At 71.5% G+C, this 20,920-nt stretch carries 19 protein-coding genes; 18 read left to right on the top strand and 1 reads right to left on the bottom strand.

Going from position 1 to position 20,920, the window contains the following annotated elements:
* The first annotated feature begins 7 nt into the window (after positions 1–7).
* The 10 genes from ruvX to nusB all read left to right on the top strand — a co-directional run bounded on the left by ruvX (position 8) and on the right by nusB (position 9,891).
* Positions 8–481 (top strand): Holliday junction resolvase RuvX, encoded by a 474-nt coding sequence (gene ruvX / locus ACIRJT_RS09815; RefSeq protein WP_179892451.1) that lies wholly within the window; start codon positions 8–10, stop codon positions 479–481.
* A 100-nt stretch (positions 482–581) separates the two neighbouring features.
* A complete protein-coding gene (mltG, locus tag ACIRJT_RS09810) occupies positions 582–2,327 on the top strand; it encodes an endolytic transglycosylase MltG (protein WP_403906840.1) in 1,746 nt (581 codons plus the stop codon).
* On the top strand, positions 2,320–3,150 hold the full coding sequence (locus ACIRJT_RS09805) for a shikimate dehydrogenase (RefSeq protein WP_403906837.1): 831 nt from the start codon (positions 2,320–2,322) through the stop codon (positions 3,148–3,150). Before mltG ends, ACIRJT_RS09805 begins: the two co-directional genes overlap by 8 nt.
* A 145-nt stretch (positions 3,151–3,295) precedes the next feature.
* Positions 3,296–4,480, top strand: coding sequence for a chorismate synthase (aroC, locus tag ACIRJT_RS09800; RefSeq protein ID WP_403906834.1), 1,185 nt, complete (start codon positions 3,296–3,298; stop codon positions 4,478–4,480).
* On the top strand, positions 4,477–6,114 hold the full coding sequence (gene aroB / locus ACIRJT_RS09795) for a 3-dehydroquinate synthase (protein ID WP_403906831.1): 1,638 nt from the start codon (positions 4,477–4,479) through the stop codon (positions 6,112–6,114). Before aroC ends, aroB begins: the two co-directional genes overlap by 4 nt.
* Positions 6,111–6,551: a type II 3-dehydroquinate dehydratase gene (locus ACIRJT_RS09790; RefSeq protein ID WP_403906828.1), complete on the top strand. Its 441-nt coding sequence runs from the start codon at positions 6,111–6,113 to the stop codon at positions 6,549–6,551. Before aroB ends, ACIRJT_RS09790 begins: the two co-directional genes overlap by 4 nt.
* Positions 6,552–6,694: 143 nt before the next feature.
* Positions 6,695–7,615 carry a Pro-rich N-terminal domain-containing protein gene (locus tag ACIRJT_RS09785; RefSeq protein ID WP_403906826.1) on the top strand — a complete coding sequence of 307 codons (921 nt, stop codon included), beginning with the start codon at positions 6,695–6,697 and terminating at the stop codon, positions 7,613–7,615.
* Positions 7,616–7,733: 118 nt separating this feature from the next.
* Positions 7,734–8,840 carry a M24 family metallopeptidase gene (locus ACIRJT_RS09780; protein WP_403906823.1) on the top strand — a complete coding sequence of 369 codons (1,107 nt, stop codon included), beginning with the start codon at positions 7,734–7,736 and terminating at the stop codon, positions 8,838–8,840.
* A 50-nt stretch (positions 8,841–8,890) separates the two neighbouring features.
* Positions 8,891–9,457 (top strand): elongation factor P, encoded by a 567-nt coding sequence (gene efp, locus ACIRJT_RS09775; RefSeq protein ID WP_403906821.1) that lies wholly within the window; start codon positions 8,891–8,893, stop codon positions 9,455–9,457.
* Positions 9,458–9,459: 2 nt separating this feature from the next.
* Positions 9,460–9,891 carry a transcription antitermination factor NusB gene (gene nusB / locus ACIRJT_RS09770; RefSeq protein ID WP_007453233.1) on the top strand — a complete coding sequence of 144 codons (432 nt, stop codon included), beginning with the start codon at positions 9,460–9,462 and terminating at the stop codon, positions 9,889–9,891.
* A 201-nt stretch (positions 9,892–10,092) separates the two neighbouring features.
* On the opposite strand, the gene bldD is transcribed toward nusB, so the two are convergent.
* Positions 10,093–10,593: a transcriptional regulator BldD gene (gene bldD, locus ACIRJT_RS09765; protein ID WP_003970358.1), complete on the bottom strand. Its 501-nt coding sequence runs from the start codon at positions 10,591–10,593 to the stop codon at positions 10,093–10,095.
* 222 nt (positions 10,594–10,815) lie between these two features.
* On the opposite strand from bldD, the gene pyrR reads away from it, so the two are divergent.
* From pyrR to pyrF, 8 genes are all read left to right on the top strand, one after another.
* On the top strand, positions 10,816–11,400 hold the full coding sequence (gene pyrR, locus ACIRJT_RS09760) for a bifunctional pyr operon transcriptional regulator/uracil phosphoribosyltransferase PyrR (protein WP_018960532.1): 585 nt from the start codon (positions 10,816–10,818) through the stop codon (positions 11,398–11,400).
* Between the two features lie 94 nt (positions 11,401–11,494).
* Entirely contained in the window at positions 11,495–12,481 is a 987-nt protein-coding gene (locus ACIRJT_RS09755) for an aspartate carbamoyltransferase catalytic subunit (RefSeq protein ID WP_215108489.1), read from the top strand.
* Positions 12,482–12,483: 2 nt separating this feature from the next.
* Entirely contained in the window at positions 12,484–13,770 is a 1,287-nt protein-coding gene (locus tag ACIRJT_RS09750) for a dihydroorotase (protein ID WP_403906816.1), read from the top strand.
* Positions 13,767–14,375 (top strand): hypothetical protein, encoded by a 609-nt coding sequence (locus ACIRJT_RS09745; protein WP_403906813.1) that lies wholly within the window; start codon positions 13,767–13,769, stop codon positions 14,373–14,375. The genes ACIRJT_RS09750 and ACIRJT_RS09745 overlap by 4 nt, the downstream gene beginning before the upstream one ends.
* A complete protein-coding gene (gene carA / locus ACIRJT_RS09740) occupies positions 14,372–15,511 on the top strand; it encodes a glutamine-hydrolyzing carbamoyl-phosphate synthase small subunit (protein WP_403906811.1) in 1,140 nt (379 codons plus the stop codon). The genes ACIRJT_RS09745 and carA overlap by 4 nt, the downstream gene beginning before the upstream one ends.
* Positions 15,504–18,812, top strand: a complete 3,309-nt coding sequence (carB, locus tag ACIRJT_RS09735; protein WP_403906808.1) for a carbamoyl-phosphate synthase large subunit — start codon at positions 15,504–15,506, stop codon at positions 18,810–18,812. Before carA ends, carB begins: the two co-directional genes overlap by 8 nt.
* Positions 18,813–18,904: 92 nt before the next feature.
* A complete protein-coding gene (locus tag ACIRJT_RS09730) occupies positions 18,905–20,017 on the top strand; it encodes a quinone-dependent dihydroorotate dehydrogenase (RefSeq protein WP_403906805.1) in 1,113 nt (370 codons plus the stop codon).
* Positions 20,014–20,853, top strand: coding sequence for an orotidine-5'-phosphate decarboxylase (gene pyrF, locus ACIRJT_RS09725; RefSeq protein WP_403906802.1), 840 nt, complete (start codon positions 20,014–20,016; stop codon positions 20,851–20,853). Before ACIRJT_RS09730 ends, pyrF begins: the two co-directional genes overlap by 4 nt.
* Positions 20,854–20,920 lie beyond the last annotated feature (67 nt).

Raw genomic sequence — 20,920 nt, 5'->3', positions numbered from 1 at the left:
GAGCGGAATGACGCCGATGCGCCGCGGCCGGCGGCTCGCCGTCGATGTCGGGGACGCCCGGATCGGGGTCGCCTCGTGCGACCCCGACGGGATCCTGGCCACGCCGGTGGAGACCGTGCCGGGACGCGACGTCCCGGCCGCCCACCGGCGGCTCCGCCAACTCGTCGAGGAGTACGAGCCGATCGAGGTCATCCTCGGCCTGCCGCGCTCCCTCGGCGGCGGCGAGGGACCGGCGGCCGTCAAGGTCCGGGAGTTCGCCCAGGTGTTCGCCCGCTCGATCGCACCCGTTCCGGTGCGGCTGGTGGACGAGAGGATGACCACAGTGACGGCCGCTCAGGGGATGCGCGCCTCGGGCGTGAAGTCCAAGAAGGGCCGGTCTGTCATCGACCAGGCTGCCGCTGTGGTGATCCTTCAGAACGCTCTGGAGTCCGAACGGGCGTCAGGTAATCCCCCGGGTGAGGGCGTCGAAGTGGTTGTCTGATCGCGATACGGTAACGTTCCGCGCGATGCGGCGGTGTTCGAACAAACACCGCACAGCGAAGCGAAGAGACGGAACGTCGTCTCGCGGCTCTAGGGGATCGATGACTGAGTATGGCCGGGGCCCCGGCTCCGAACCGTGGCATCCCGAGGACCCCTTGTACGGGGACCAGGGATGGGGAGGCCAGCAGGCCGCCCACGGCCAGGGCCAGTACGGCGACCAGCAGCAGTCCTTTCCGCAGGACCCCTACGCCCAGCAGCACCAGAACCATCAGCAGTACCCGCAGCAGCAGCAGTACGACCAGCAGCAGCAGTACGACCAGCAGCAGTACGGGCAGCAGAACCACCAGCAGTACGGCACGCCCCAGCAGGACCCGTACGCCCAGCAGCCGGGTGCCCAGCCGCCGTACGACGGCGGCTGGGACACCGGACAGCAGGCCGCCATGCCGTACGGGGCCGAGCCCCAGGACCCGTACGCCCAGCAGCCCGGCGGCTACGACGCTTCGCAGGACTACTACGGCACCCCCGAGGCCTACCCGCCGCCGCAGCCCCCGGGCCGCCGCGACGCCGCAGCCGAGCAGCAGCACCAGCAGCAGGGGTCGACGGACTGGGATCCGGACGCGCCGCAGGAGGAGACGCACCCCTTCTTCACCGGCGCGGACGAACCGGCCGGCCGTGAACCGCGCGACGACGACGACCCGGACGACGACAGATCGCGCGCCTCACGCCGCGACCGCGGCGGCAGTGACCGCCGGGGCGGCAAGGGCAAGAAGAAGAGCCGCAGCGGCGTCGCCTGTCTGGTGGTCACCGTCGTCCTGGTCGGCGGCCTGGGCGGAGCCACTTACGTCGGCTACACCTTCTGGAAGAAGCAGTTCGGCGCTCCGGCCGACTACGCGGGTGCGGGCACCGACCAGGTCGAGGTCGAGATCCCCGAGGGCGCGTACGGCTACGACATCGCGAACATCCTGCGCAAGAAGGGCGTCATCAAGTCGTCCGACGCGTTCATCGCGGCACAGAACGACAACCCCAAGGGCAAGTTGCTCCAGGCCGGCGTCTACCTCATGAAGAAGGAGATGTCCGCCGCCAGTGCGATCGACCTGATGCTCGACCCCAAGAGCCAGAACGCCTTCGTGATCCCCGAGGGCACCCGTAACGTCCGGGTCTACGAGATGATCGACGAGCGGCTGGAACTGGAGAAGGGCGCCACGGCGAAGGTCGCCAAGACCAAGGCGGAGTCCCTGGGGCTGCCCGACTGGGTGGGCGACAACCCGGAGGTGAAGGACCCGCTGGAGGGCTTCCTGTACCCGGCCGCCTATCCGGTCGCCAAGGGAACGAAGCCCGAGGACGCGCTGAAGCGGATGGTCGCGCGGGCCAACAAGGAGTACGCGGACATCGACTTCAAGGCCACGGCCAAGAAGTTCAACCTCGACGGGCCGTGGCAGGTGCTCACGGTGGCGAGCCTGGTGCAGGCGGAGGGCCTGACGCACGACGACTTCCGCAAGATGGCCGAAGTCGTCTACAACCGGCTCGAACCCGACAACATCATCACCAACCGTAAGCTCGAATTCGACTCTGCTTTCAATTACCTCATGAAACAGAGCAAGATCAAGATCAGTACCAAGGAGATCCGGACCAACCCGGATCCGTACAACACCTACTACCACGAGGGCCTCCCGCCGGGACCGATCAGCAACCCGGGCATGGACGCCATCAAGGCCTCGCTCAACCCGACCACGAACGGCTGGATGTTCTTCATCTCGCTCGACGGCAAGAAGACCGACTTCACGAAGACCGTCGAGGAACACGAGAAGCTGAACGACAAGTTCAAGGAGCAGCAGGGACTTGGCTGACATGCGCCGCCGGGCCGCCGTCCTCGGCTCGCCCATCGCCCACTCCCTCTCCCCGGCCCTGCACCGCGCCGCGTACGCCGAGCTCGGCCTCGACGACTGGTCCTACGACCGGTTCGAGGTCGACGAGGCAGCGCTGCCGGGCTTCGTCGCGGGGCTGGACGCCTCCTGGGCCGGGCTGTCGCTGACCATGCCGCTCAAGCGGGCGATCATCCCGCTGCTCGACGAGATCAGCGCGACGGCCGCCTCCGTGGAGGCCGTCAACACGGTCGTCCTCTCCGAGGGCGGCCGGCGGGTCGGTGACAACACCGATATCCCCGGCATGATCGCCGCCCTGCGGGAGCGCGGGATCGACAAGGTCGACTCCGCCGCGGTCCTCGGCGCCGGAGCCACCGCCTCCTCCGCGCTCGCCGCGCTCTCCGCGGTCTGCGCCGGACCCGTGACGGCGTATGTGCGCGGCTCCGAGCGCGCCGCCGAGATGCGGGGCTGGGGTGAGCGGCTGGGGGTCGACGTCGTGATCGCCGACTGGGCGGACGCGGCGGCGGCACTGGCCGCACCGCTGGTCATCGCCACCACCCCGGCCGGCGTCACCGACGCCTTCGCCGGATCCGTGCCGACGGCCCCGGGCATCCTCTTCGACGTGCTGTACGAGCCGTGGCCCACCGCGCTCGCCGCCGCCTGGTCGGCGCACGGCGGGGCCGTCGTCGGCGGACTCGACCTCCTCGTGCACCAGGCGCTGCTCCAGGTCGAGCAGATGACCGGCCGCGTCCCGGCACCGCTGGCCGCCATGCGCCGGGCCGGGGAAGCCGCGCTCGCGGCCCGCTGACGGGCCCGCCGACCGGCACGGCCCGTCCGTCTGCTGGACCGGCGGCCTGATCGTGCCCCCGGTCGTGGGAGGATCAAAGGCGGCGGGCCAGGGCCGCGCACCCGGTGGCGCCGTTGGATTTCAGGCGCGAGCATGAGGAGCACCGTTGAGCAGGTTGCGCTGGCTGACCGCGGGGGAGTCGCACGGCCCCGCACTGGTGGCGACGCTGGAGGGCCTTCCCGCCGGTGTCCCGATCACCACGGAGATGGTGGCGGAGGCGCTGGCCCGGCGACGGCTCGGTTACGGCCGCGGCGCGCGGATGAAGTTCGAGAAGGACGAGGTCACCTTCCTCGGCGGCGTACGCCACGGGCTCACCATGGGCTCCCCGGTCGCCGTCATGGTCGGCAACACCGAGTGGCCCAAGTGGGAGCAGGTCATGTCGGCCGACCCGGTCGACCCCGACGAGCTGGCCCAGCTCGCCCGCAACGCCCCGCTGACCCGCCCCCGGCCCGGCCACGCCGACCTCGCGGGGATGCAGAAGTACGGCTTCGACGAGGCCCGGCCGGTCCTGGAGCGCGCCAGCGCCCGGGAGACGGCCGCGCGCGTCGCCCTCGGGGCCGTCGCCCGCTCCTACCTCAAGGAGACCGCGGGCATCGAGATCGTCAGCCATGTCGTCGAGCTGGCCGCCGCCAAGGCGCCCTACGGGGTCGTGCCCGTCCCCGCCGACGTGGAGAAGCTGGACGCCGACCCGGTCCGCTGCCTGGACGCCGACGCGTCCAAGGCGATGGTGGCCGAGATCGACCAGGCCCACAAGGACGGCGACACCCTCGGTGGAGTCGTCGAGGTGCTGGCGTACGGCGTGCCCGTCGGGCTCGGCTCGCACGTGCACTGGGACCGGCGCCTGGACGCCCGGCTCGCCGCCGCGCTCATGGGCATCCAGGCCATCAAGGGCGTCGAGGTCGGCGACGGCTTCGAGCTGGCCCGGGTCCCCGGCTCCCAGGCGCACGACGAGATCGTCGCCACCGAGGACGGCATCAGGCGCGCCTCGGGCCGCTCCGGCGGCACCGAGGGCGGGCTCACCACCGGTGAGCTGCTGCGCGTGCGCGCAGCGATGAAGCCCATCGCGACCGTGCCGCGTGCCCTGGCCACCGTGGACGTCGTCACCGGTGAGGCCACCAAGGCCCACCACCAGCGCTCCGACGTCTGCGCCGTCCCGGCCGCGGGCATCGTCGCGGAGGCCATGGTCGCGCTCGTCCTGGCCGACGCGGTCGCGGAGAAGTTCGGCGGCGACAGCGTCCCCGAGACCCACCGCAACGTCCGGTCGTACCTCGACCACCTCCAGATCCGATGAGCGGCCCCCTGGTCGTCCTCGTGGGCCCGATGGGCGTCGGCAAGTCCACCGTCGGCGAACTGCTCGCCGCGCGGCTCGGCACCACCTACCGGGACACCGACGCCGACGTCGTCGCCGCGGCCGGCAAGCCGATCGCGGAGATCTTCTACGACGAGGGCGAGGAGCACTTCCGCGCCCTGGAGCGCCGGGCCGTCGAGGCGGCCGTCACCGGGCACCCGGGCGTCCTCTCCCTCGGCGGCGGGGCCGTCCTGGACGCGGCGACCAGGGAGCTGCTGGCCGGCCGTCCGGTCGCCTACCTCTCCATGGACGTGGACGAGGCCGTCCGCCGCGTCGGCCTCGGCGCCGCCCGCCCGCTGCTCGCGGTCAACCCGCGGCGGCAGTGGCGCGAGCTGATGGACGCCCGCCGCCACCTCTACGAAGAGGTCGCCCGCACCGTCGTCCCCACCGACGAGCACACCCCCGAAGAGGTCGCCCAGGCGATCATCGACGCACTGGAACTGCCGGAGGGCCAAGCCGCCCCCGGCGTGGAGAACACCGGCATGACGCAGCAGGGACCCACCCGCATCCAGGTCGCAGGCTCCGCGGGCTCCGACCCGTACGAGGTCCTCGTCGGCCACCAACTCCTCGGCGAGCTGCCCCAGCTGATCGGCGACCGCGCGCGACGCGTCGCCGTACTGCACCCGGAGGCGCTCGCCGAGACCGGTGAGGCGGTCCGCGAGGACCTCGCCGACCAGGGGTACGAGGCCATCGCCATCCAGCTGCCGAACGCGGAGGAGTCCAAGACCGTCGAGGTCGCCGCCTACTGCTGGAAGGCGCTCGGCCAGACCGGCTTCACCCGTACCGACGTGATCGTCGGCATCGGGGGCGGCGCCACCACGGACGTCGCCGGGTTCGTCGCGGCCAGCTGGCTGCGCGGAGTGCGCTGGATCGCGATCCCGACCACCGTGCTCGGCATGGTCGACGCGGCCGTCGGCGGCAAGACCGGCATCAACACCGCCGAGGGCAAGAACCTCGTCGGCGCCTTCCACCCGCCCGCCGGGGTCCTCTGCGACCTCGCCGCGCTGGACTCGCTGCCGGTCAACGACTACGTCTCCGGCATGGCCGAGATCATCAAGGCCGGGTTCATCGCCGACCCGGTCATCCTCGACCTGGTCGAGGCCGACCCCGAGGGCGCGCGCACCCCGGCCGGGCCGCACACCGCCGAGCTGATCGAGCGCTCCATCCGGGTCAAGGCCGAGGTCGTCTCCAGCGACCTCAAGGAGTCCGGACTCCGCGAGATCCTCAACTACGGCCACACCCTGGCCCACGCCATCGAGAAGAACGAGCGCTACAAGTGGCGCCACGGTGCGGCCGTCTCCATCGGCATGGTCTTCGCCGCCGAGCTGGGCCGGCTCGCCGGACGCCTCGACGACGCCACCGCCGACCGGCACCGCAGCGTCCTCGCGTCGGTGGGCCTGCCGCTCGCCTACCGCGGCGACCAGTGGCCCAAGCTGCTGGAGAACATGAAGGTCGACAAGAAGTCGCGCGGCGACCTGCTGCGCTTCATCGTCCTGGACGGCATCGGCAGGCCCACCGTCCTGGAGGGCCCCGACCCGGCCGTGCTGCTCGCCGCCTACGGGGAGGTCTCCGCGTGACCCGCAGGGTCTTCGTCCTGAACGGCCCCAACCTCGGACGGCTCGGCTCGCGGGAGCCCGACGTCTACGGGGCCACCTCCTACGCCGGACTCGTCGACGCCTGCACGGCCCTCGGCAAGGAGCTCGGCTTCGACGTCGAGGTGCGGGAGACCAACGACGAGGGCCAGTTGATCCGTTGGCTCCACGAGGCGGCGGACGGATCGATTCCGGTCATTCTCAACCCGGGCGCCTTCACGCACTATTCGTACGGCATGCGGGACGCGGCCGCCCAGCGCACCGCCCCGCTGATCGAGGTGCACATCTCCAACCCGTACACCCGCGAGGAGTTCCGGCACACGTCCGTGGTCGCCGCGGTGGCCACGGGCACGGTGGCCGGGTTCGGCATCGGCTCCTACCGGCTCGCCCTGCGCGCCCTGGCCGACGAACTGACGGGCTGACACCTCGCGAAGTGCCCGTCCGCCCTCCGCACGGCCGACGGGCACTTCGCACCCTCCCGGGCCGTTCACCCCGAGACGGCCCGGGAAGGTACGGTGGCCGTCCCATCAGCGTCAGTTGCAGTTACGAGACGGAGTGGCACCGGATGCAGCACGCAGTGGGGGCCCCGCTGCCGCCGCCGCACGGCCCCGGCATCGGGCACGTCGGCCGGCCGTACCAGGCCCAGCACCCCGGCCACCCCGGCCCGCCCCCGATATCCCCGCCGCCCGGGCAGGCCCCGCCGCCGCCCGGCCAGGCGCTCCCGGCTTCCGGGCAGGCCCCGCCTCCTCCGGCCCAGGGCCGCCCCCAGCAGCCTCCAGCCCCCGGCCAGGCCCCGCAGCCCGGCTGGAGCGGCACCGGACCCACGCCGCCGCCCGCAGGGCAGGTCACCGGGCACACCGGGCACGTCCAGCTGCCCCCGGGCGGTCCCGTTCCGCTGCCCGCGCCCCCCGCCGGGGCCGGCACCGGCGGTGCCACGCTCGCCGTCCTGCTCATCGGTCCCGCCGGGGCGGGCAAGACCACGGTCGCCAAGCTCTGGGCGGCCCGCCGCCAGGTGCCCACCGCCCACGTCTCCCTCGACGACGTCCGCGAATGGGTCCGCTCCGGCTTCGCCGACCCGCAGGCCGGCTGGAACGACCACTCCGAGGCCCAGTACCGCCTGGCCCGCCGCACCTGCGGCTTCGCCGCCCGCAACTTCCTCGCCAACGGCATCTCCTGCATCCTCGACGACGCCGTCTTCCCCGACCGCCCGGTCGTCGGCCTCGGCGGCTGGAAACGCCACGTCGGCCCCGGCCTGCTGCCCGTGGTCCTGCTGCCCGGCCTGGAGATCGTCCTGGAGCGCAACGCCGCCCGCAGCGGCAACCGCAGGCTCTCCGACGAGGAGGTCGCCCGCATCCACGGCCGGATGGCCGGCTGGTACGGCTCCGGCCTCCCGATCATCGACAACTCCACGTACGACGTCGAGACCACCGCCCGGGTCCTGGACGACGTGCTGGCCCGCTCCATCGCGAGCCCGCCCGCCTGGTAGCCGTCGGCTCCCCGCCCGGCCGGGAGACCCGGCGGCCGACCGCGGCGCCCGGCCACCCGGAACCCCGGTCGGGTGCACCGGCCGGGCGGGGAGCCGCCCCCGCTCGTACGCTCGAACCATGTCAGAGGTGCACGCCGTCCGACGCGGGCTGCTCCGCGACCGGTGCGCCGCCGCGGGCTCCGCGGCCGCCCTGGTCTCCCGCCCCGCCAACGTCCGCTATCTCGCGGGCGGAGCGCCGCCCGGCGCCGTGCTGCTGCTCGGCCCCGGCGAGGACGTTCTGCTCTGCCCCCGCGCTCCGACCGGTGAACCCGCCCACGGGCGGCCCGACGAGGCGCTACGGGTCGACCTCCTGCCCGTCCCGGACGGGGACCCGGTGGTCGCCGCCGCCGGGCTCGCCGCCTCGGCGGGCGCGGATTCGCTCGCCGTCGAGGAGCACGACCTGACCGTGGCCCGGCACCGTGCCATGGGGAAGGCCGCCCCGCGCCTGATCCTGGCCGATCTGGGCTTCACCGTGGAGCAGCAGCGGATCGTCAAGGACGAGGAGGAGATCGGCTGCCTCCGGATCGCCGCCGAGATCACCGACCAGGCCCTCGGGGAACTCCTCGAATCGATCCTGGTCGGCCGCACCGAGCGGCATCTCGCGCTGGAGTTGGAGCGCCGCCTGGTCGACCACGGTGCGGACGGCCCCGCCTTCGCCACCTCCGTGGCCACCGGCCCCAACTCCGGTCAGGGGCGGCACCGGCCGTCGGACCGCCGGGTGGAGGAGGGGGATTTCCTCTCCGTCCGCCTCGGGGCGAGCTACCACGGCTACCGCTGCGAGATCGGCCGGACCTTCGTCATCGGCACCGCCCCCGCCGAGTGGCAGATCGAGCTCTACGACCTCGTTTTCGCCGCTCAGCGGGCCGGCCGGGAGGCCCTGGCGCCGGGTGCCGCCTATCGGGACGTGGACCGTGCCGCCCGGCATCCGCTGGAGTCGGCGGGGCACGGAGAGGGGCTTCAACCGAGGACCGGGCACGGTGTGGGGCTCGAAATCGAGGAGGACCCGCAACTGGCACCGACAGCCATGGGTAAACTGGACGCTTGTGTGCCGGTCACCGTCGAACCGGGGGTCCACCTCCCGGGCCGGGGCGGTGTCCGGATCGATGACACGCTCGTCGTGCGCCCCGAGGCGGACGGCGGACCCGAGCTACTCACCATGACGACCAAGGAGCTGCTCGCGCTCTAGCGCGCTTCCGCGGTCGTTCCACCAGCTTCAGTCCAGGAGATTCCGCAACCGTGGCTTCCACGAACGACCTCAAGAACGGCCTGGTGCTCAAGCTCGACGGAGGCCAGCTCTGGTCCGTCGTCGAGTTCCAGCACGTCAAGCCCGGCAAGGGCCCCGCCTTCGTGCGCACCAAGCTCAAGAACGTGCTCTCCGGCAAGGTCGTCGACAAGACGTTCAACGCCGGCGTGAAGGTCGAGACGGCCACCATCGACCGCCGCGACATGCAGTTCTCGTACATGGACGGCGAGTACTACGTGTTCATGGACATGGACACCTACGACCAGCTCATGGTCGACCGCAAGGCTGTCGGCGACGCCGCCAACTACCTGATCGAGGGCTTCACCGCCTCCGTCGCCCAGCACGAGGGCGAGGTGCTCTACGTCGAGCTGCCCGCCGCCGTCGAGCTGACGATCAAGCACACCGACCCGGGTGTCCAGGGCGACCGCTCCACCGGCGGCACCAAGCCCGCCACCCTGGAGACCGACTACGAGATCGGCGTCCCGCTCTTCATCAGCACCGGCGAGAAGATCAAGGTCGACACCCGCACGGGCACCTACCTCGGCCGGGTGAACAGCTAACCGTGGCTGCCCGGAACAAGGCCCGCAAGCGCGCCTTCCAGATCCTCTTCGAGGCCGACCAGCGCGGTGAGTCCGTGCAGAGCGTGCTCGCGGACTGGGTTCGGCTCTCGCGGACCGACGACCGTCAGCCGCCGGTCGGGGAGTTCACGATGGAGCTCGTCGAGGGGTACGCGCAGTACGCGGACCGGATCGACGACCTCATCGTCACCTACGCCGTGGACTGGGAGATCGACCGCATGCCGGTCGTCGACCGGAGCATCCTGCGGCTCGGTGCGTACGAGCTGATCTGGATGGACGAGACCCCGGACGCCGTGGTGATCGACGAGGCCGTCCAGCTCGCCAAGGAGTTCTCCACCGATGACTCCCCGTCCTTCGTGAACGGCCTGCTGGCCCGTTTCAAGGACCTGAAGCCGAACCTCCGCCGGGAGCAGTAGCCCCCGGCCGCGACGGTTCGGTCGCACACACCACGAAGGGCCCGCGGTCGACCGCGGGCCCTCCGTCGTACCCGTGAGCGCCACCGCGGTTCCACTGGAGGCGCTCCACGGGCGCGGGCACGGAAACGCCGGGTGGGCGGGGCCCGAAGGTCCCCGCCCACCCGGCGGCACGTTTCTGCTGTGGGGTCCTGCCCCGCTCGCTCAGCCCTCGTCGTGGGAGACCGCGCGGCGCGCGTCCGCGTCCAGCACGCCCCAGCTGATGAGCTGCTCCGTGAGCACGGAAGGCGACTGGTCGTAGATCACGGCGAGCGTGCGCAGGTCGTCCTGGCGGATCGAGAGCACCTTGCCGTTGTAGTCACCGCGCTGGCTCTGGATGGTCGCCGCGTAGCGCTGCAGCGGACCGGCCTTCTCCGGCGGGACGTGGGCGAGGCGCTCCAGGTCCAGGACGAGCTTCGGCGGCGGCTCCGCGGCCCCGCCCGGCGTCGTACCGGGCAGCAGCTCCTGCACCGGGACCCCGTAGAAATCCGCCAGCTCGGCGAGGCGCTGTACGGTCACGGCACGGTCGCCGCGCTCGTACGAACCGACCACGACGGCCTTCCAGCGACCCTGGGACTTCTCCTCCACGCCGTGGAGGGAAAGGCCCTGCTGGGTGCGGATGGCACGGAGTTTGGCCCCGAGCTGTTTTGCGTATTCGCTGGACATATGGCTCCCCGGACGCTGGAACAGTGTGCGGCTCCGCCGCGTGGCTGGTAACTCACTGTGAGGTTACGCAGCGTTACTTGGATGCGTCAAGCCGAATGGTCCGGACCGGCACCTCCCGGGGGCGGGGCCAGGGCCGAGCGCAAGCCCTGGTAGCGTGGATGACGCAATTTCGACGTCCTTTAACGATCCGTCCCGTGAGGCGGAGAAGGAGGTCCGTTTCTTATGGACGCACAGCACGACGACACCGGCAACGCGGCGCGCCCCGTTCTCGAGGCCCCCGACATCGCCCGTGTTCTGACCCGTATCGCCCACGAGATCGTCGAACGCGCCAAGGGCGCCGACGACGTGGTGCTGCTCGGCATCCCGACCCGGGGCGTCTTCCTCGCGCGTCGGCTGGCCGAGAAACTCCAGGAGATCACCGGCCGGAAGACGCCGGTCGGATCACTCGACATCACCATGTACCGCGACGATCTGCGGATGCGCCCGGCGCGCGCCCTGGCCCGCACCGACATCCCCGGCGAGGGGATCGAGGGCAGTCTGGTCGTCCTGGTCGACGACGTGCTCTTCTCCGGCCGCACGATCCGCGCCGCCCTCGACGCGCTCGGCGACATCGGCCGCCCCCGCGCGGTGCAGCTCGCGGTCCTCGTCGACCGCGGCCACCGCGAGCTCCCGATCCGCGCGGACTACGTCGGCAAGAACCTCCCCACGTCGCTGCGGGAGACGGTCAAGGTCCAGCTCGCCGAGGAGGACGGCCGCGACGCCGTGCTGCTGGGCGTCAAGCAGGCCACCCCCGCGGACACGCAGTAGCCCGAGCCCTCCCGTACGCCCTTTCGGGGACGTACGGCCGCTCCCGCGCGCCCGCATGCCTGAAACTCCCTCCAGCAACCCGGAGAACCCCCAGATGAAGCGTCACCTCATCTCGGCCGCCGACCTCACCAGCGACGACGCCGTCCTGATCCTCGACACCGCCGAGGAGATGGCCCGGGTCGCGGACCGGCCGATCAAGAAGCTCCCCACCCTGCGCGGCCGTACCGTCGTCAACCTCTTCTTCGAGGACTCGACCCGCACCCGCATCTCCTTCGAGGCGGCCGCCAAGCGGTTGTCCGCCGACGTCATCAACTTCTCCGCGAAGGGATCGTCCGTCTCCAAGGGCGAGTCCCTGAAGGACACCGCGCTGACCCTGGAGGCGATGGGCGCCGACGCCGTCGTCATCCGGCACGGCGCCTCCGGAGCCCCCTACCGGCTCGCCACCTCCGGCTGGATCGACGGGGCCGTGGTCAACGCCGGGGACGGCACCCACGAGCATCCCACCCAGGCCCTGCTGGACGCCTTCACGATGCGCCGCCGGCTCGTCGGCGCCGACGCCGGGCTCGGCCGCGACCTGGACGGCCGCCGCATCACGATCGTCGGCGACATCCTGCACAGCCGTGTCGCCCGATCCAACGTCCACCTGCTCACCACGCTCGGCGCGCACGTCACCCTGGTGGCCCCGCCCACCCTGGTCCCCGTCGGCGTCGAGAAGTGGCCCTGCGACGTCAGCTACAGCCTCGACGACGTGCTGGCGAAGTCCGATGCGGTGATGATGCTGCGTGTGCAGCGTGAACGGATGAACGCCGCGTACTTCCCGACCGAGCGCGAGTACTCCCGCCGCTACGGCCTGGACGGCGAGCGGATGGCGAAGATGCCCGAGCACGCCATCGTCATGCACCCCGGCCCGATGGTCCGCGGCATGGAGATCACCGCCGAGGTCGCCGACTCCGACCGCTGCACGGTCGTCGAGCAGGTCGCCAACGGCGTCTCCATCCGCATGGCCGTGCTCTACCTGCTGCTCGGCGGCTCCGACACCGCACTGTCCGCCGCCCCCGCCCGTACCGAGGAGAACAAGTAACCATGAGCAAGACCATTGTCCGCGGTGCGCGGATCCTCGGCGGCGAGCCCAGGGACGTACTGATCGAAGGCGAGACCGTCACCGAGGTGGGCACCGGCCTCGACGCCGCCGGCGCCACCGTGATCGAGGCCGAGGGGCAGATCCTGCTGCCCGGCCTGGTCGACCTGCACACCCATCTGCGCGAGCCCGGCCGCGAGGACTCCGAGACCGTCCTCACCGGCACCAGGGCCGCGGCCGTCGGCGGCTTCACCGCCGTGCACGCGATGGCCAACACCTTCCCCGTCGCCGACACCGCCGGCGTCGTCGAGCAGGTCTGGCGACTCGGCAAGGAGTCCGGCTACTGCGACGTGCAGCCCGTGGGCGCCGTCACCGTCGGCCTGGAGGGCAAGCAACTCGCCGAGCTCGGCGCGATGCACGACTCCGCCGCCGGCGTGAAGGTCTTCTCCGACGACGGCAAGTGCGTCGACGACGCGGTGATCATGCGCCGCGCCCTGGAGTACGTGAAGGCCTTCGACGGCGTCGTCGCCCAGCACGCCCAGGAGCCCCGCCTCACCGAGGGCGCCCAGATGAACGAGGGCATCGTCTCCGCCGAACTCGGGCTCGGCGGCTGGCCCGCCGTCGCCGAGGAGTCGATCATCGCCCGCGACGTCCTCCTCGCCGCCCACGTCGGCTCCCGCGTCCACATCTGCCACCTCTCCACCGCCGGCTCCGTGGAGATCGTCCGCTGGGCCAAGTCCAAGGGCTGGAACGTCACCGCCGAGGTCACCCCGCACCACCTCCTCCTCACCGACGAGCTGGTCCGCACCTACAACCCGGTCTACAAGGTGAACCCGCCGCTGCGCACCGAGGCCGACGTGCTGGCCCTGCGCGAGGCGCTCGCCGACGGCACGATCGACTGCGTCGCCACCGACCACGCCCCGCACCCGCACGAGGACAAGGACTGCGAGTGGGCCGCGGCCGCCATGGGCATGGTGGGCCTGGAGACCGCGCTCTCGGTCGTCCAGCAGACGATGGTGGACACCGGCCTGATGGACTGGGCGGGCGTCGCCGACCGCATGTCCTTCCGCCCCGCGGCCATCGGACGGCTCGAAGGACACGGCCGCCCCGTCTCGGCGGGTGAGCCCGCCAACCTCACGCTGGTCGATCCGGCATACCGTGGAGCCGTGGACCCCGCGGGCTTCGCGTCCCGCAGCCGCAACACCCCCTACGAGGGCCGTGAGCTGCCGGGCCGCGTCACCCACACCTTCCTGCGGGGCCGTGCCACGGTCGTCGACGGGAAGCTCGCGTGACAACTCTGACCCCCCTGTACCACCTGGCCGCCGAGCAGAAGTCGGCGGAAGTGACGGACTGGGCCGCCCGCATCGCCTGGGTGATCGGCCTGCTCGTCTTCATCGCCCTCGTCTACTGGCTGATGCGCCAGGGCTGGAAGTGGCGCGGCAGCCTCCAGGCAGGCCTGCCCGAGCTGCCGGCGGCCCCCGAGGGCTTCGCCGACGACGAGACGCTGCTGACTCTGGAGGGGCGCTACCACGCCTCCACCACCGCCGGGCAGTGGCTCGACCGGATCGTCGCGCACGGCCTCGGCACCCGCAGCCGCACCGAGCTGACGCTCACCGCCCGCGGCCTGCACGTCGAACGCCCCGGGGCGGCCGACTTCTTCATCCCGGCCGACGCCCTGCGCGAGGCCCGCCTCGACAAGGCGCTCGCGGGCAAGGTCCTCCCCGAGGGCGGCCTGCTGATCATCACCTGGGCGCACGGCGAGACGCTGATCGACTCCGGCTTCCGCTCCGACCACGCCGCCGAGCACCAGGCCTGGGTCGACGCCGTCAGCCGGCTCGCCGGCGCACCGGCCACCACCGAACTCACCGGAACCACTACGGAAGGCACCGCACGATGACGATCTCCACCCGGGGGGCCCAGACCCCCGCCGTACTCGTCCTGGAGGACGGCCGCGCCTTCCGCGGCCGTGCCTACGGGGCCGTGGGGGAGACCTTCGGCGAAGCGGTGTTCTCCACCGGCATGACCGGCTACCAGGAAACGCTGACCGACCCCTCGTACCACCGTCAGGTCGTCGTCATGACGGCCCCGCACGTCGGCAACACCGGCGTGAACGACGAGGACCCCGAGTCCGCTCGCATCTGGGTCTCCGGCTACGTCGTCCGCGACCCCGCCCGCAAGCCCTCCAACTGGCGCTCCCAGCGCTCGCTGGACGAGGAGCTGGCGGCGCAGGGCGTCGTCGGCATCAGCGGCGTCGACACCCGCGCCCTCACCCGCCACCTGCGCGAGCGCGGCGCGATGCGCGTCGGGATCTTCTCCGGCGAGGCGCTGGCCGACGAGGCCGCGCTGCTGGCCAAGGTCCAGCAGGCCCCCGAGATGGTGGGCGCCGACCTCTCCGCCGAGGTCGCCACCAAGGAGGCCTACGTCGTTCCCGCGATCGGCACGAAGAAGTTCACCGTCGCCGCGATCGACCTCGGCATCAAGGGTATGACCCCGCACCGGATGGCCGAACGCGGCATCGAGGTGCACGTGCTGCCGGCCACCGCCACCCTGGAAGAGGTGTACGCGGTCCAGCCCGACGGCGTCTTCTTCTCCAACGGCCCCGGCGACCCGTCCACCGCCGACCACCCGGTCGCCCTCATGCGCGGCGTCCTGGAACGGTCCACGCCGCTCTTCGGCATCTGCTTCGGCAACCAGATCCTCGGCCGCGCGCTCGGCTTCGGCACCTACAAGCTGAAGTACGGCCACCGCGGCATCAACCAGCCGGTGCAGGACCGCACCACCGGCAAGGTCGAGGTCACCGCGCACAACCACGGCTTCGCCGTCGACGCCCCGCTGGACAAGGTCTCCGACACGGAGTTCGGCCGCGCCGAGGTCTCCCACGTCTGCCTGAACGACCAGGTGGTCGAGGGCCTCCAGCTCCTGGACCGGCCCGCCTTCAGCGTCCAGTACCACCCCGAGGCGGCCGCGGGCCCGCACGACGCCGCGTACCTCTTCGACCGTTTCACCACCCTGATGGAGGGCCAGCGTGCCTAAGCGCTCCGATATCCAGTCCGTCCTGGTCATCGGCTCCGGTCCGATCGTCATCGGCCAGGCCGCCGAGTTCGACTACTCCGGCACCCAGGCCTGCCGCGTCCTCAAGGCCGAGGGCCTGCGCGTCATCCTGGTGAACTCCAACCCGGCGACGATCATGACCGACCCGGAGATCGCCGACGCCACCTACGTCGAGCCGATCACCCCCGAGTTCGTCGAGAAGATCATCGCCAAGGAGCGCCCCGACGCACTCCTGCCCACGCTCGGCGGCCAGACCGCGCTGAACACCGCGATCTCCATGCACGAGAACGGCGTCCTGGAGAAGTACGGCGTCGAGCTGATCGGCGCCAATGTCGAGGCGATCAACAAGGGCGAGGACCGCGACCTCTTCAAGGGCGTCGTCGCGGCCGTCAAGGAGAAGATCGGCTACGGCGAGTCCGCCCGCTCCGTCATCTGCCACACCATGGACGACGTCATCGCCGGCGTCGGCACCCTCGGCGGCTACCCCGTCGTCGTCCGCCCCTCCTTCACCATGGGCGGCGCCGGCTCCGGCTTCGCCCACGACGAGGAGGAACTGCGGCGCATCGCCGGACAGGGCCTCACGCTCTCCCCGACCACCGAGGTCCTCCTGGAGGAGTCCATCCTCGGCTGGAAGGAGTACGAGCTGGAGCTGATGCGCGACAGGAACGACAACGTCGTGGTCGTCTGCTCCATCGAGAACTTCGACCCGATGGGCGTCCACACCGGCGACTCCATCACCGTCGCCCCGTCGATGACGCTCACCGACCGCGAGTACCAGCGGCTGCGCGATGTCGGCATCGCGATCATCCGCGAGGTCGGCGTCGACACCGGCGGCTGCAACATCCAGTTCGCCATCGACCCCACCGACGGCCGGGTCATCGTCATCGAGATGAACCCGCGCGTCTCCCGCTCCTCGGCGCTCGCCTCCAAGGCCACCGGCTTCCCGATCGCCAAGATCGCCGCCAAGCTGGCCGTCGGCTACACCCTGGACGAGATCCCCAACGACATCACCGAGAAGACGCCGGCCTCCTTCGAGCCGACCCTCGACTACGTCGTCGTCAAGGCCCCGCGCTTCGCCTTCGAGAAGTTCCCCTCCGCCGACTCCACCCTCACCACCACCATGAAGTCGGTGGGCGAGGCCATGGCGATCGGCCGGAACTTCACCGAGGCCCTCCAGAAGGCCCTGCGCTCCCTGGAGAAGAAGGGCTCGCAGTTCGCCTTCACCGGCCCGGTCGGCGACAAGGCCGAGCTGCTGGCCGAGGCGGTCCGCCCCACCGACGGCCGCATCAACACCGTCATGCGGGCGATCCGGGCCGGAGCCACCCAGGAGGAGGTCTTCGACGCCACGAAGATCGACCCCTGGTTCGTCGACCAGCTCTTCCTGATCAAGGAGATCGCCGACGAGCTGGCCTCCGCCGAACGCCTGGACGCCGACCTGATCGCCGAGGCCAAGCGGCACGGCTTCTCCGACGCCCAGATCGGCGAGATCCGCGGGCTGCGCGAGGACGTCGTCCGCGAGGTCCGGCACGCGCTCGGCATCCGCCCGGTCTACAAGACGGTCGACACCTGCGCCGCCGAGTTCGCCGCGAACACGCCGTACTTCTACTCCTCCTACGACGAGGAGAGCGAGGTCGCGACCCGCACCAAGCCGGCCGTGATCATCCTCGGCTCGGGCCCCAACCGCATCGGCCAGGGCATCGAATTCGACTACTCCTGTGTGCACGCCTCCTTCGCCCTGAGCGACGCGGGCTACGAGACCGTCATGGTCAACTGCAACCCGGAGACCGTCTCCACCGACTACGACACCTCCGACCGGCTCTACTTCGAGCCGCTCACCCTGGAGGACGTCCTGGAGATCGTGCACGCCGAATCGCTGGCGGGCCCGATCGCCGGTGTCATCGTGCAGCTCGGCGGCCAGACCCCGCTCGGCCTCGCGCAGGCCCTCAAGGACAACGGCGTGCCCGTCGTCGGAACCTCCCCGGAGGCCATCCACGCCGCCGAGGACCGGGGAGCCTTCGGCCGGGTCCTGGCCGAGGCAGGACTGCCCGCGCCCAAGCACGGCACCGCCACCACCTTCGGCGAGGCCAAGGCCATCGCCGACGAGATCGGCTACCCGGTCCTGGTCCGCCCGAGCTACGTGCTCGGCGGGCGCGGCATGGAGATCGTGTACGACGAGACGCGCCTCGCCTCGTACATCTCCGAGTCCACCGAGATCAGCCCCACCCGGCCGGTCCTGGTGGACCGCTTCCTCGACGACGCCATCGAGATCGACGTGGACGCCCTCTACGACGGCACCGAGCTGTACCTCGGCGGCGTCATGGAGCACATCGAGGAGGCCGGCATCCACTCCGGCGACTCGGCCTGCGCCCTGCCCCCGATCACCCTCGGCGGCTTCGACATCAAGCGGCTGCGCGCCTCCACCGAGGGCATCGCCAAGGGCGTCGGCGTGCTCGGACTGATCAACATCCAGTTCGCGCTCTCCGGCGACATCCTCTACGTCCTGGAGGCCAACCCGCGCGCCTCCCGCACGGTCCCCTTCACCTCCAAGGCGACCGCCGTGCCGCTCGCCAAGGCCGCCGCCCGCATCTCGCTGGGCGCGACCATCGCCGAGCTGCGCGCGGAGGGCCTGCTGCCGAAGAGCGGCGACGGCGGCACCCTGCCGCTGGACGCGCCGATCTCCGTCAAGGAGGCCGTGATGCCGTGGTCGCGCTTCCGCGACATCCACGGCCGGGGCGTCGACACGGTCCTCGGCCCGGAGATGCGCTCCACCGGCGAGGTCATGGGCATCGACTCGGTCTTCGGCACGGCGTACGCCAAGTCGCAGGCCGGCGCGTACGGCCCGCTGCCCACCGAGGGCCGCGCGTTCATCTCGGTCGCCAACCGCGACAAGCGCTCGATGATCTTCCCGGCCCGCGAGCTGGTCGCCCACGGCTTCGAGCTGATGGCCACCTCCGGCACCGCCGAGGTCCTCAAGCGCAACGGCATCAACGCCACCGTCGTGCGCAAGCAGTCCGAGGGCACCGGCCCCAACGGCGAGAAGACCATCGTCCAGCTCATCCACGACGGCGAGGTCGACCTCATCGTCAACACGCCGTACGGCACCGGCGGCCGGCTCGACGGCTACGAGATCCGCACCGCGGCCGTCGCCCGCTCCGTACCGTGCCTGACCACGGTCCAGGCGCTCGCCGCCGCCGTCCAGGGCATCGACGCCCTCAACCACGGCGACGTCGGGGTCCGTTCCCTCCAGGAACACGCGGAACACTTGATCGCGGCCCGCGACTAGGGCGTGAGGGGGACACCGTCAAACGGTGTCCCCCTCTTTGCGAGCCCCCGTCGAGCCCCGTCGAGCCCACCGAGCACCAAGGACACCACCCCATGTACAAGCTCTTCTTCCGGCTGGTCTTCAAGCGGATGGACCCCGAGAAGGCCCACTACGCCGCCTTCCGCTGGATCCGCCTCGCCGCCCGCGTCCCCGTCCTGCGCACCTTCGTGGCCGCCGCCCTCGCCCCGCGCTTCGAGGAGCTGCGCACCGAGGCCCTCGGCCTGCGGATGCACGGTCCCTTCGGCCTCGCCGCCGGCTTCGACAAGAACGCCATCGCCATCGACGGCATGGCGATGCTCGGCTTCGACCACGTCGAGATCGGCACCGTCACCGGCGAGCCGCAGCCCGGCAACCCCAAGAAGCGCCTCTTCCGGCTGGTCGCGGACCGCGCGCTGATCAACCGCATGGGCTTCAACAACGAGGGCTCCGCCGCCGTCGCCGCCCGCCTGGCCGCCCGCAACCCCGTCTTCCGCACCACGGTCGGCGTCAACATCGGCAAGACCAAGGTCGTCCCCGAGGCCGAGGCCGCCGCCGACTACGTGAAGTCCACCGAAGCCCTCGCCGGCCACGCCGACTACCTGGTCGTCAACGTCTCCTCGCCCAACACCCCCGGCCTGCGCAGCCTCCAGGCCACCGAGTCGCTGCGCCCGCTGCTCACCGCCGTGCGCGAGGCCGCCGACCGCACCGTCACCACCCGGCGCGTCCCGCTGCTCGTCAAGATCGCCCCGGACCTCGCGGACGAGGACGTCGACGCCGTCGCCGACCTCGCCGTGGAGCTGGGTCTGGACGGCATCATCGCCACCAACACCACCATCGCCCGCGAGGACCTGGGTCTCAGGTCGGCCCCCGATCTGGTGGCGGAGACCGGCGGACTGTCCGGCGCGCCCCTCAAGGAGCGCTCGCTGGAGGTCCTGAGCCGCCTGTACGCCCGTGTGGGGGACCGGATCACGCTGGTGGGCGTCGGGGGCGTGGAGGACGCCGAGGACGCCTGGCAGCGCATTCTCGCCGGAGCCACCCTCGTCCAGGGCTACAGCGCCTTCATCTACGAAGGTCCCTGCTACGCCCGCGCGATCCACAAGGGCCTCGCCGCCCGGCTCGCCGCCTCCCCGTACGCCACCCTCGCCGAGGCCGTCGGCGCCGAGACCCGGAAGAAGGCCGCCCTGTGACGCCGGAACCCTTCGGCGCCCGCCTGCGCCGTGCCATGGACACCCGCGGGCCGCTCTGCGTCGGCATCGACCCGCACGCCTCCCTGCTCGCCTCCTGGGGCCTCGACGACGACATCGCCGGCCTGGAGCGCTTCACCCGGACCGTCGTGGAGGCGCTGGCCGACCGGGTCGCCGTCCTCAAGCCGCAGTCCGCGTTCTTCGAGCGCTTCGGCTCGCGCGGCGTCGCCGTCCTGGAGAAGGCCGTCGAGGAGGCACGCGCCGCCGGGGCGCTCGTCCTGATGGACGCCAAGCGCGGCGACATCGGCTCCACCATGGGCGCCTACGCGGCGACCTACCTGGACAAGGACTCCCCGCTCTTCTCCGACGCGGTCACCGTCTCCCCGTACCTGGGCTTCGGCTCGCTGCGCCCGGCGCTCGACGCCGCCGCCGCCTCCGGCGCGGGCGTCTTCGTCCTCGCCCTCACCTCCAACCCGGAGGGTGCCGAGGTCCAGCGGGCGACGGCGGCCGACGGCCGCTCGCTCGCCCAGCTGATGCTCGACCACATGGCGGCGGAGAACGAGGGAGCCACTCCGCTCGGCTCCGTCGGCGCGGTGGTCGGGGCGACGCTCGGCGACGCCGGGGTGAACCTGGCGATCAACGGACCGCTCCTCGCGCCCGGCATCGGCGCCCAGGGCGCGACCCCGGCGGATCTCCCGGCGGTGTTCGGCGACGCGGTGGGCAACGTGGTCCCCAGCGTGAGCCGCGGCGTGCTGCGCCACGGCCCGGACGTGTCCGGGCTGCGCGAAGCCGCCGAACGGTTCGCGGACGAGGTCCGCGACGCCGTATCCGGCAGCTGACCCTGACACGTTTACAGCGTGTTGACGAAATACTGACGAGAAACCTGGTCGATATGTCGCGAAAATC

The sequence above is a fragment of the Streptomyces sp. NPDC102283 genome, assembly GCF_044766265.1.
GTDB lineage: Bacteria > Actinomycetota > Actinomycetes > Streptomycetales > Streptomycetaceae > Streptomyces.
Note: the sequence above shows the minus strand (reverse complement) of the source record. Positions and strands in the feature narration are given on the sequence as shown.